Consider the following 13545-nt stretch of genomic DNA (forward strand, 5'->3'; position numbering starts at 1 on the left):
AAAGAAGGAGAATAGTTATGAAAAAATTCCCATTCAAAGTGCTAACTTTAGCCACTCTGGCAACGGTTATAACTGCTACTACTGGTAACACTATTCATGCATTTGCACAAGAAACGACCGCTCAAGAACAAAAAGTAGGCAATTATGCTTTAGGTCCCGAGGGACTGAAGAAAGCATTGGCTGAAACAGGGTCTCATATTCTTGTAATGGATTTGTACGCAAAAACAATGATTAAGCAACCGAATGTAAATTTATCTAATATCGATTTAGGATCAGAAGGAGGGGAGTTGCTCAAAAATATTCACCTTAATCAAGAACTGTCACGAATCAATGCGAATTATTGGTTAGATAAAGCGAAGCCACAGATTCAAAAAACAGCTCGTAATATTGTAAATTACGATGAACAATTTCAAAATTATTACGACACTTTAGTAGATACTGTACAAAAGAAAGATAAGGCAGGTCTAAAAGAGGGCATAAGTGATTTAATTACTACAATTAATACAAATTCAAAAGAGGTTACAGATGTAATTAAGATGCTACAAGACTTCAAAGGGAAACTATATCAAAATTCTACAGATTTTAAAAATAATGTTGGTGGTCCAGATGGCAAAGGTGGATTAACTGCAATATTAGCAGGTCAACAGGCAACGATTCCGCAACTTCAAGCTGAAATTGAGCAACTTCGTTCTACTCAGAAAAAACATTTTGATGATGTATTAGCATGGTCAATTGGTGGTGGATTGGGAGCAGCTATTTTAGTTATTGCAGCTATTGGAGGAGCAGTTGTAATTGTTGTAACTGGTGGTACAGCAACACCAGCTGTTGTTGGTGGACTTTCAGCTCTTGGAGCAGCTGGTATCGGTCTAGGAACTGCGGCGGGTGTCACGGCATCTAAGCATATGGACTCCTATAACGAAATTTCTAACAAAATCGGAGAATTAAGTATGAAAGCAGATCGTGCTAATCAAGCAGTTCTTTCGCTTACTAACGCGAAAGAAACATTGGCATATCTATATCAGACTGTAGATCAAGCGATATTATCTCTAACAAATATTCAAAAGCAATGGAATACAATGGGCGCAAATTATACAGATTTACTGGATAATATCGATTCTATGCAAGACCACAAATTCTCTTTAATACCGGATGATTTAAAAGCTGCTAAAGAAAGTTGGAATGATATTCATAAAGATGCAGAATTCATTTCAAAAGATATTGCTTTTAAACAGGAATAGAACTGAAAATTAAAACCTAAATTGGAGGAAAATGAAATGATAAAAAAAATCCCTTACAAATTACTCGCTGTATCGACGTTATTAACTATTACAACCGCTAATGTAGTTTCACCAGTAACAACTTTTGCAAGTGAAATTGAACAAACGAACAATGGAGATACGGCTCTTTCTGCAAATGAAGCGAGAATGAAAGAGACCTTGCAAAAGGCCGGTTTATTTGCAAAATCTATGAATGCCTATTCTTATATGTTAATTAAAAATCCAGATGTGAACTTTGAAGGAATTACTATTAATGGATATGTGGATTTACCTGGTAGAATTGTACAAGATCAAAAGAATGCAAGAGCACATGCTGTTACTTGGGATACAAAAGTAAAAAAACAGCTTTTAGATACATTGACTGGTATTGTTGAATATGATACAACATTTGACAATTATTATGAAACAATGGTAGAGGCGATTAATACAGGGGATGGAGAAACTTTAAAAGAAGGGATTACAGATTTACGAGGTGAAATTCAACAAAATCAAAAGGTTGCACAACAACTAATAGAAGAATTAACTAAATTAAGAGACTCTATTGGACAAGATGTTAGAGCATTTGGAAGCAATAAAGATCTCTTGCAGTCGATTTTAAAAAACCAAGGTGCAGATGTTGAAGCCGATCAAAAGCGTCTAGAAGAAGTATTAGGATCAGTAAACTATTATAAACAATTAGAATCTGATGGGTTTAATGTAATGAAGGGTGCTATTTTGGGTCTACCGATAATTGGCGGTATTATAGTGGGAGTAGCAAGAGATAATTTAGGTAAGTTAGAGCCTTTATTAGCAGAATTACGTCAGACCGTGGATTATAAAGTAACATTAAATCGCGTAGTTGGAGTTGCTTATAGTAATATTAATGAAATGCACAAGGCACTTGATGATGCTATTAACGCTCTTACTTATATGTCCACGCAGTGGCATGATTTAGATTCTCAATATTCGGGCGTTCTAGGGCATATTGAGAATGCAGCTCAAAAAGCGGATCAAAATAAATTTAAATTCTTAAAACCTAATTTAAATGCAGCGAAAGACAGTTGGAAAACATTAAGAACAGATGCTGTTACATTAAAAGAAGGGATAAAGGAATTAAAAGTGGAAACTGTTACTCCACAAAAATAGGGAAATATTAATTCTGTTGCAAAGTGAACCATAACATAGAGAGTCTATGATTACACTGTTAAACAGTAAAGCGATAATTAATAAATCCTTATATATTAAAAAGGCGGAGTCTCATTAAAGACTTCGCCTTTCACTTATATATAAGTTTTATCCAAATAAAAAGATAGCCATGTAGTTTACTTGTTTTTAAAAATTTGTAACAGAATCGATTAATAGGGGACAGTTTATATAGATTCGCTTAATAATATCGAATCTATGCAACTACATCGTCTTTTAATAAGAATAGGACTTGAAATCATACTCTATACAGGAGGAATAAGAAAAGATGAAAAAAAAAACTTATAAAATACTGGCTGTATCAGCATTTTTAATTATGACAACTACCTATGCAGTCACACCAGTAGCAACCTTTGCAATTGAAACTGAACAAACGAACACTGGAGATATGTCTCTTTCAGCAAATGAAGAAAAGATGAAAAAAACTGTACAAGATGCTGGGTTATTTGCAAAAGCTATGAATGAATATTCTTATTTGCTAATTAATAATCCAGATGTGAGTTTTGAAGGAATTTCTATTAATGGGTATGCAGATTTACCTAGTAAAATTGTACAGGATCAAAAGAATGCAAGAGCACATGCTGTTACATGGAATACAAAAGTAAAAAAACAGCTTTTAGATACATTGACCGGCATTATTGAATACGATACAAAGTTTGAAAATTATTATGAAACATTAGTAGAGGCGATCAACAATGGAAATGGGGATACTTTAAAAAAGGGGATTACTGATTTAAGGGGGGGAATTCAACGAAACCAAAAGTCTGCAAAAGCATTAATAGAAGAATTAACTAAATTTAAAAACGCTATTGGAGAAGATGTTAGAGTATTTGGAAGCCATAAAGAGACCTTGCAATCGATTTTAAAAAACCAAGGAGCTGATGTGGAGACTGATCAAAAGCGTTTAGATGAAGTTTTAGGACAAGTAAACTATTATAAGAAATTAGAATCTGATGGATTAATAATGGTGAAAATACCTTTTATCCCCACGCTTATTTCTGGTGGCATAATGATAGGTACTGCTAGAGATAATTTAGGTCGATTAGAGCCTGCTTTAGCAGAATTACGTAAAACTGTTGATTATAAAATTACATTAAATCGTGTAGTCGGAGTTGCATTTCATAATATTAGTGATATGCATAGTACGATTGATAGTGCTATTACTGCTCTTACTTATATGTCCACACAATGGGATGATTTAGACTCTCAATATTCGGGCGTACTGGGGCATATTGATAAAGCTGATGAAAAAGCTGATCAAAATAGATATAAATTTTTAAAGCCTAACTTGAATTCAGCTAAAGATAGTTGGAAAACATTAAGAACAGATGTTGTCACATTACTAGAAGGCATAAAAATTGCAGAGAAGAAAGAACAGGATTTTATGAATCTACTTCGTCCATCAAACGTTTTTTACTTTTATAAAAAAATCCATAACGCATACACTTTTGAAATAAAGACTGGAACAAATGCACCAAATGCGTCTTATAAAGTTATGAATTTAACTAAAAACACTGTTCATCATATGTGGAGTGGAGGTGCTAATACAAGCATGTGGGCTGACTGGCTTTCATTCAATCCAAATGATGAATTTGCGGTGGTAGCAATAGTGGATGGGAAAGAATATGTTGTGTATAAAGACAAAGTAGAAAATATAATGAACTGAACCCAAAAAAATGCATTAATTGGGGATGGTACACATCGCTATCAAGCTAAGAAAAACAAATACCCCCAGAACGAAATTTTGTGCTAACTTTTAACAGAAAAGCTCATTTTTTCGTTTTGGGGTGAATCTATTTTCTTAAGTTGATGGGCATGGGGATGGTACACTAAACTAGACACCAAGTTAAGTGAAAAATTGAACGGCATAAGGCTCCTTATTTCCTAGAACACCTAGCTAAAGCAAAAGAATTTGTACAGCAAAAAAGTGAATATTGAATCAAGGTGCTGGTTGCTTTATGTGTATGGCTTAACCAAAAGATTGCAAATACATTAAAAGAGCAACTTGTAATAAAGATATTGCAATATTTTTAAAGCGAAAAGCCGAAATTGAGGAATTTGAAGAATTGTAATAGTGAAGGAATTGATTAATTTATAAAAAACATAGGAATTAAATATTCCTACGTTTTTTTGTACATAACATTTAAATAAAAAGAGAGAATAAACACCTTATTTTTGGGGTGTTTGAAGGTTCAAATGGAAGATTCCCTGGTTTTCGATTTGAATCAATATGATACTATTTACATGTACTGTCATGTAGGGAATTATATTTTTTGCACCTGAACTGTTTGTACTATTTGTAGGATTTTCTGTTTTTTTGTCGAATATATCTTTAATGCAAGGAGGGACATTACATGATTATTAAAGACTATTTCATCAATCTTTCTATTTTTTCTTTATTAGTTAGCGCAGCGATATTTATTCAAGTGTTTTTGATTCATTCCAGGCGATATTTCGAAAAATTCTATGGAGGGATTATTGCAGTTACTTTGATGCTCTTTTCTTTTCCATACATGGGATTTTCCTACGATCTTCGAGTTGTTCCTCTTATTCTATCTTTTATTTACTTTGGTCGCATTGCTGGTTGGATTACATTAATTAGCATTATTATCATGCGTATCTTTTACATTGGAGGTTACTGGGAACCTCCTGTGATTGCTTATTTAGGTTTGGGTATCCTATTTGTTACTTTTAAAACATATTTTAAAAACCTTCATCCTTTTAAAAGTGCATCTTTATATTTTTCTGTTTTTGTCGGAATAAAGTGGTTAGTTGGTGTATTCTTTAATACTAAGTTACTTTACACTGGAGGCTTATTATATATAGCTTTAGGGCTTTTAATTGGGCTATTTCTTATGGAAGCCTACCAGAGATTATATTATTTAACACAGGACTTATCTAAAATGAATCGAGAATTAAAAAAATCCAAGCAAGAACTCACAGATACCGTACATGAGCTTCAAGGAGGGATTTTTAAATTTAAAAAAGTGGGTAAGCACTTTATACACACTTTATGTGATGGACAGTTTTATTATCAAAAAGGATTTTATTCTGAACAGGTGGTAGGGAAAAGCTTACGGACTATTGATGCTTCTATTGTTCCACCACATTTAGTTCCACAATTGATGAAGTATTATCTTCAGGCATGGGAAGGGAAAGAAATTATATTCGAATTACCCTGGCCAGATGATAAAACGATTATTCTTATTGCACTTAGGCCGATTAAACGAAATGGACAAGTTATGGAAGTTGTTGGTTCTATAGTCGATATAACCGAAAGGAAAAAGGTAGAATCAGAATTAAGAGCTACCAAAGAATTACTAGAATCATTTATAAAGCATAATGTAGATGCTATTACCATTTCTGATCGAGAAGGGCATATTTTACAAGCAAATAAAGCTTATGAAAAGATATTTGGATGGTCATTACAAGAAATCATAGGTAAGAGATTACCCTGTGTACCAGATTTCTTAATGGAAGAATCACTTAAAAATATTCAGAAAATTCTAACAGGTGAATCCGTAGTTACCAGATTAGAAACTGTTAGACGACGTAACGATGGAAGTCTTCTTGATGTCAGTCTGACAGTTTCTCCTATACTAGACGTAAGAGGAAATGTGATAGCTTTATCTGCGATATGTAGAGACATCTCTGAAAGAAAACAAGCAGAAAGAGAACGACATCGATTACACCAACAATTAAAAGATAGTGAAATGAAGTACCGTGCACTAATCGAACAAGCAACTGATGCAGTATATGTAGTAGAGCTGAATGAAAATCATGTTCCAAGTCGATTCATTGAGGTAAACCCTGTTGGTTGTAAAAGATTTGGATATAGTAGAGAAGAGCTGCTCTCGTTACCATTTCCAAATGTAGTACCACAAGATTCTAAAATGATTGTAAGGTTGTTAAAAAGAATTAGAGAGGGACAAACTTCCTTCACTTTGCAAGATGAATATGTTTTTCCAACAGGAAAAATAATAACAACTGAGTTTAGTGTCCGTGTTTTTAACTTAAATGGTAAAAAAGTTTTCCTAAGTATTTCTCGTGATATCACTGAACGGCTAAAAACAGAAGAATTACTACGGAAATCTGAAAAACTTGCTGTCGTAGGACAATTAGCGACTGCAATGGCTCATGAAATTAATAATCCATTAACCGCAATGAAAGGGTTTATGCAATTACTAAAATCAACGGAAACTGAGAATAATCGGGGTTATATAAATATAGTATCATCAGAGATTGAGCGTATAGAAAGTATTACTAATGAATTTATGGCGGTAGCAAAACCACAGGTGGTAAAGATACAACCTAATGATATTAGTGTGCTAATGGATCAAGTTTTAATGCTACTGCAACCTCAAGCAATGATGAATAATATAAAAATTAGAATTGATTTTACACCTGGTATTCCACTGATTCCATGTGAAGGAAATCAATTAAAACAAGTATTTGTTAATATTATAAAAAATGCAATTGAATCCATGCCAACAGGAGGAGAAATTTTGATTCAATTTGATAAACTTGATAATAATCAAATAAGGATTCGCTTTATCGATCAAGGATGTGGGATTCCAAAAGAACGTATACCATATTTAGGAGAACCTTTTTACAGTATTAAGGAAGAGGGAATCGGCTTAGGATTAATGGTCTGTTATAAAATTATTGAAACACACCAGGGGAAGGTATTTATTGAGAGTGAAGTGAATAAGGGGACTATAGTTGAAGTCACTCTCCCAATTTGCACACTTCAAAATTAATACATTCTTTTACTGAAATTTTATAAGTTAGTGAGCAGTTAGCTTTGGCTAGCTGCTTTTTTGTATATATTGTAATCGATTCTTCATATTACGGCTTTTTGATGTTTCATATATAGATTTTATGGCTTTTAAAAACTCTGTAAGTGTTTTGTAATATTTACGAGAGACTTTTTTAACAGTTATGAGAGAGAAAAGAAAGATTTGTTATATATGATGAAATTAATCTTACTAGTAGGTGTTCTAATGGACCTAGAAACCAAGGAGGAAAAATAACAATGAAACAATTGAAGCCAGCAATTAGTGTATTAGGTAGTGTATCGATGGCACTGACTTTAGCATCTCCTGCTTTAGCAGATGTAAAACAACCGAATCCAGGAGGTACAGTTGAAATATTCAAAGAGAATGCAAATGTAAAAAAAGAAGATAAGAATTTCACGCTCGGATCTGATGGGGAAATAGGTTCACTCATTACACAAAACATTGAAATGGCAAACAACGATTGGGATAAAGATGGTATTTCCAACGACTTAGAGATTAATGGATATAAAATTGAATTCAATTCACAAACTGGAAAAAATGAAGCGAAAGCATGGGATCCCGAGAAGGATAAAGGGAAACCAAAATTTATATCGAATCCTATGAATGCAAATACGGATGGTGATCCTTTTACTGATATGTATGAGGTTGAGAATTATAACAACGATTCTGATACTAATTTCAATCCGATAGTTGCCAACATGCCGAATTTGCAAATTGGTGTCAAACGAATTGAAGTAATTCCTATTGCAACCATTACGGATAATAATGGCGGATCAGTTAGTAGAGGATGGGAAAAAAGTGTATCTACACAACATTCATTTAATGTAGGTTTAAGTGGTTCAGGTGGTGTAGAAGGCTCAGCAGCCGGTCCTGTTCCTTCCGGAAGTGTTTCAGCAAATGTGGGATACGGATATTCAAAAACAACTACGGAAACGGAGAGTTATACAAATAATTTTGATTGGTCTACTGCAACAACTGTGGATACAGCGAACGCAGCAAAATTACGGGTACATTTGGAATATAAGAATGTAGGAACAGCATCCGCTGAAAATGTTTCGCCTCATTTTAATATTCGTTTAGGAAACAAAATTATTAATACTGTAAAGGCAACACAAGATCGTTATAAAGCAAACTATTTAAGTACAGAAAAAGGTGGACGGAATAAAACAGAAGTAGTAATTGACAGTTTAGAAGGACAAGCAGATGCGAATATTGTCTTATCTTTGGATGAATTGAAAGCTGTTGAACAAGGGGAACTTCTTTCGATTGAAGTTTTACCTACAAGTACAATGGATTTATCTATTGAAAAAGGTGAAGAAATTATGCATTTGGGGGATTCAGGGAGATATGAGTCTAGAGTAAATGCAGCTACTGAACAATTAGAAACAGATATAGGAAATATACCAAAGTTTAGGGTATATACTCCTAAAGACAAATCTCTTGCTGATAAGCCAGTTTTATCCTATAACGAAGTTTTTCAACAGGTAAATATAGATACGAAAAAAGTAAATCATATTGTAAACAAGGCTAAAAGTACTAATAACGTATCAGTGGTTTCAGCTAATAATGGAACTGATGCATTGAACGATTTAAAAGCGGGACAGGGAGATCGCGGTTATTTACATAAAGACTCTGTACACGGAGCTTTTGCAAAGCTACAGCAACCAACATTAGTAGAAGGTAGTTATGATTCTGTGACGCAAAAGATTAGGGCAACAATTTTACCTGGTTTATTTGGAGTGAGTAAAGATATTCCTACTACTTATAGTAAGAAATGGAATGCTCCGTCACAAACAGTAACACTGGTTAAACGTGAAAATGGATTTACATATGAGTCTAGAGAAAATATACACCCTATTAAATCTGAAATTGCTGCGCACAGAAAAGTTACATTTGAAATCAATGACGCACACAATCTAACGCCTACACAAAAGATTGATACTGAAATTAAAGCTAATAAAGAATTTGAAGATTATGTAGTAGATAATTCAGGTGAATTTGTTACAGAAGGAGTTCCTTATACCGTGGCTTCATATGGAAATACAGCTTATTTGGGAAGTCATCATGCAGGGAATAAATGGGAGTATCTTTGGGCTGAAAAATCTAGCGATGAAAAAGTGAATGTAATTATTGAAAGAGTAGGTCAACCTAAACCTGGAAAACCAATTAAAAAGGATGAAGAGGTATTAATTAAATTTCAAAATCCTATTTATTCAGATTATGCATATTTAAAACTTCAAGATAGTTATATCCATTTAGATCAAAAACAGAACGCAAGTACTTTTAAATTTAATCATGCATATCCAAAGAATTTCACTGGACACCATAAGCAATGGAACATACTATCTAATGGTAATAAGTTAAAGGTAGGATATTTAATCGATTATATGAAATATGGTAATGGAGAGAATAGGACTGATACTATAGCATGGAATCTATCAAGAGTTCAGTAATAGGTAACAGTTCTGTTGCTAAGTTTGGAAAGAGAACTGGAAATGAATTGAATCCGAAAAGTTAGATACAATAATTTAGGTTACTAATAAGGAATGAGTTCGATGTTGAATCGGACTCATTCCTTTTAATTTATATAATTTAGAAACTACTATTTTAAATACTTATCTAGTCATATAAGTAATCAAATGTTAAGATTACTATCTGTATTACATGATTTATTTTCCGAATTTTCATTCGTTTCGAGGGTGAAATGTGGAATTCTGATTTATTTATGTGATTAGTTTTTATATCTTTACCTATAAAGATATTTTTATTGGATAATAGAAAAAATAAATTTTTTGTTATTGGTGAAAAAGAAGTGAGGATAGTATATGAAGAAAAGAATTTTAATCGTAGAAGATGAAGAAAATATTCGAGAAGTATGCAAACGGTATTTAGAAAGAGAAGAATATGAAGTTTATACCGCTGTAAATGGTAAAGAAGGTTGGGATTTATTTCTTACACATCAACCAGATTTAATTATATTAGATTTGATGATGCCAAAAAAAGATGGATGGGAATTATGCGAGGAAATTCGTCAACAATCAAATGTCCCTATTATTATGTTAACTGCTAAGGGAGAGGAAAGGGATCGAATTTTAGGCTTAACAATGGGGGCAGATGATTATTTAACAAAGCCATTTTCCCCTCGTGAATTAGTATTAAGGGTTCAAATTATACTAAGAAGAGGAAGCCATGTACAAATACAAGCGAAAGAATCCTTATTGGAAGTGATAGAGTTTCCAGATTTGAAAATATATCCAAAGACAAGATATGTACTTGTTTGTAATAAGGAAGTGGAGTTAACGGTGAAAGAGTTTGAGGTACTTTATCTCATGGCAAAGCATCCAAAACAAGTATTTTCTCGCTCGCAGCTTCTTGAATTAATTTGGGATTTTGGACATGAAGGAGCATCAAACACAGTTACCGTGTTAGTGAGTCGTTTACGTGAAAAGCTCGAGAAGCATACGATAAAGAATCGTTGGATTCATACGGTTTGGGGTATAGGATATCGCTTTGAGCCAAATGGAGGAAATGAAACATGAGATTACGTATTCAATTGTTACTCATGAATCTATTAAGTACTAGTATTATGGTAATTGCTATATGGTATAGTGATACGAAAATGTTACTTGAACCGGAACAAACGCGGTTATTAACAGTAATTGCATTTGTGGCATTCATTATTTCAACGTTTATTTATTGGTTAATGACACGTCCTATCATGAGATCTATACAAAATTTAATAAAATTGACGAAACAATTTAGTGATAGACACTTTGAAACGATGTATATAATTGGGCAAGAACCACGTGAGTTTAAAGAATTGGCAACAGCCTTTCAACAGATGGCAAAAAAATTAGAAGAAGGGTTTACTAAGTTAGAGGAACAGGAAAACTCTCGTAAGGAGCTAATTACCAATATCTCACACGACTTACGAACACCTATGACTAGCATGCAAATGATGATAGAAGCATTACAAGATAACCTGATTGAAGATCCTGAAATGAAAAAGCAATACTTAGCAACGGTTTTAAAAGAAATAGAAAGATTAAATGGATTAATTAACGACTTATTTGATCTTTCAAAGTTAGAGTTTGAGCAAGTAGATTTTCACCCAAGTTTCACACATTTAGATAAAGTTCTATTAGATGTATTAGAGTCACATTCTGTCTTATTAGGAGACAAACAAATCCATGTGCAATTGGATGTCCCTGATACATTACCTCGACTTTTGATTATGCCTTGTAAAATAGAAAGGGTCATAGGTAATTTATTACATAATGCAATTCGATATTCTCCTATCTCTGGAACAATTGAATTGACTGTAGTGGAAAATAAACCAACTCAACAGGTCCAATTCACTTTGCGGGATGAAGGAATGGGAATTTCTCCAAATGATCAATTACGCGTATTTGAACGTTTTTTTAGAACAGATCGATCAAGAAGTTCACAATCTGGAGGTTCCGGACTTGGATTAGCTATTGCAAAATCATTGATTGAAATGCACAAAGGGGAAATTGGTGTAAGGAATCGCGCAGATGGTAAGCAGGGAAGTGAATTTTGGTTCACTCTTCCCATCACATCAGTAAAAAAATAAGACGGCTGAAAGACTTTTGTAACATTTACGTTAGAAAAATGAAAGACCTTCTTGTTAACATACTACTACACAGTATGTTACAGGAGGTTTTTTACTTTATGAAAAGAAAATATGTATGGCTTATAGGTGGTTTGATAATTGTATTGGGGATTTTATGGTCATTGTTCCGACCAGAGAAATTATTTATTGATAAGCACGTAAATGAATCATTGCCACAAGCAGAGATACAATCAACTGAAGTAAGGCAACAAAGTGATCGAGTAATAAGGGAAGGTCAGTTTCAAAACGGTGTCCATGAAACAACTGGAACGGCAAAAATTTACCAATTAGCGGATGGAAAACGTGTTTTACGACTTTCTGATTTTGCAACATCTAATGGGCCAGATGTACGAGTTGTATTAGTTCCTACAAATCGTTTGAAAAATAATGAAGACGTGAAAAACTATCAGTATATTGAATTAGGAAAATTAAAGGGAAATAAAGGAGACCAAAACTACGAAATTCCTGAAGGGATAGATGTAAGTGAATATGGTTCGGTTTCTGTTTGGTGTAAAAGATTTAATGAAAACTTTGGTGCGGTTTATTTTAATAATTAAATATGAACTTAAAATTTCCTCTTACAGGCAAAATTCATCGGGGTAATGATAATAGTTGCAGCGGACTTAGTTGCTAAGAAGGGCACTCATAAGAGTGTTTTGTTCATATTCTTCAATATTTGTATATTTTAGAGCTATTGGACGTTTACGGAGAGATTTTATTTAGTGTGGAAGCGTACTGTCTGTGAATAGAAGGATGAATAATATGTTACAGGAAAACATAACTCTTTTATAACTTAATTTTGAAGGAACATATACTTTTTTCATTTATCGGCTTGTAAAGAAGTATGGAAATTAAAGTTTATAATTTAAAAGTCAGCTTAAAGATGCAATAAGCAATTTGAATAGTAATCTTAAGTAAATAAAAAAGAGAGAGGAGCATCGATGAGCTCTTCTCTCTTTTTAAATCTAATTAGGGTTTCCATAACTGTAAAGGGGATGGTGTAAATTGTTGGATATTACCAAAATATTACTTTAAGTTAAGATTATAAAAAAAGAAGTTCCTTTTTTCTGAAAAATAAATATTAATGCAAAATTAATGATTAATATTCAAAAATGATTTTATAGTTCATTAATTTATTACTTGCTATCTATATTAATCATTTATTGCAACAGCTTTCATGTCCAAAATTAAATGTTTCAACAAAGGATAATATAAGTATCATTATAATGATTTTCCAATATAATCAATGTGTTAATGAAAGGAACTCTGTGTTATTTTTGCTTTTCTACTAACTAATACAGCTTCAAACAAAGGACACAATTGCTACATGCTAAGTGTAATCTATTACCCATTCAAGATTCTGTTTATTCAATCTTTCTAAAAATAAAAAAATATTGTACTCATAAATATACAAGCTATAATGAGGGCGTCGAGAAAGAATTTATTACCTCTAGAGAAAGTATCAAACCTAGTTTTTTTGCAAAAATCCTAATGACATTGTAAATAACTTTTTAAATTTGGACATACTGACATGATTACTCTAAGAAAGGTATGTGATCAAAAGGAAAAGTGTATTTGACACGAGAATGAAAGCGCCTTCAATAAGGTCTTGTTTTGAATCAGTCATTTTAGTAACTTAGATTCAACTGCAATT

The 13545-nt window shown here is 32.9% G+C and carries 8 protein-coding genes; all 8 read left to right on the top strand.

What is annotated here, in order from left to right; genetic code table 11:
* Positions 1 to 17: 17 nt before the first annotated feature.
* Positions 18 to 1238, top strand: a complete 1221-nt coding sequence (gene hblD, locus B5P42_RS02245) for a hemolytic enterotoxin HBL lytic component L1 (protein ID WP_002128070.1) — start codon at positions 18 to 20, stop codon at positions 1236 to 1238.
* A 36-nt stretch (positions 1239 to 1274) separates the two neighbouring features.
* Positions 1275 to 2402, top strand: coding sequence for a hemolysin BL binding component B (gene hblA / locus B5P42_RS02250; protein ID WP_000591974.1), 1128 nt, complete (start codon positions 1275 to 1277; stop codon positions 2400 to 2402).
* A 325-nt stretch (positions 2403 to 2727) separates the two neighbouring features.
* A complete protein-coding gene (gene hblB, locus B5P42_RS02255; RefSeq protein ID WP_113733561.1) occupies positions 2728 to 4125 on the top strand; it encodes a hemolysin BL regulatory component HblB in 1398 nt (465 codons plus the stop codon).
* Positions 4126 to 4813: 688 nt separating this feature from the next.
* Positions 4814 to 7219 (top strand): PAS domain S-box protein, encoded by a 2406-nt coding sequence (locus tag B5P42_RS02260; RefSeq protein ID WP_088030856.1) that lies wholly within the window; start codon positions 4814 to 4816, stop codon positions 7217 to 7219.
* 275 nt (positions 7220 to 7494) lie between these two features.
* A complete protein-coding gene (locus tag B5P42_RS02265; RefSeq protein WP_113733562.1) occupies positions 7495 to 9711 on the top strand; it encodes a binary toxin-like calcium binding domain-containing protein in 2217 nt (738 codons plus the stop codon).
* 372 nt (positions 9712 to 10083) lie between these two features.
* The gene (locus B5P42_RS02270; RefSeq protein WP_002017159.1) at positions 10084 to 10797 is read left to right on the top strand and encodes a response regulator transcription factor; all 714 of its coding nucleotides are present in this window, start codon (positions 10084 to 10086) and stop codon (positions 10795 to 10797) included.
* On the top strand, positions 10794 to 11852 hold the full coding sequence (locus tag B5P42_RS02275; protein WP_002128066.1) for a sensor histidine kinase: 1059 nt from the start codon (positions 10794 to 10796) through the stop codon (positions 11850 to 11852). Before B5P42_RS02270 ends, B5P42_RS02275 begins: the two co-directional genes overlap by 4 nt.
* Positions 11853 to 11950: 98 nt before the next feature.
* On the top strand, positions 11951 to 12448 hold the full coding sequence (locus B5P42_RS02280) for a DM13 domain-containing protein (RefSeq protein WP_002017161.1): 498 nt from the start codon (positions 11951 to 11953) through the stop codon (positions 12446 to 12448).
* Positions 12449 to 13545 lie beyond the last annotated feature (1097 nt).

Source organism: Bacillus sp. SRB_331, from assembly GCF_003264175.1.
In the GTDB taxonomy this organism is placed as follows: domain Bacteria; phylum Bacillota; class Bacilli; order Bacillales; family Bacillaceae_G; genus Bacillus_A; species Bacillus_A mycoides.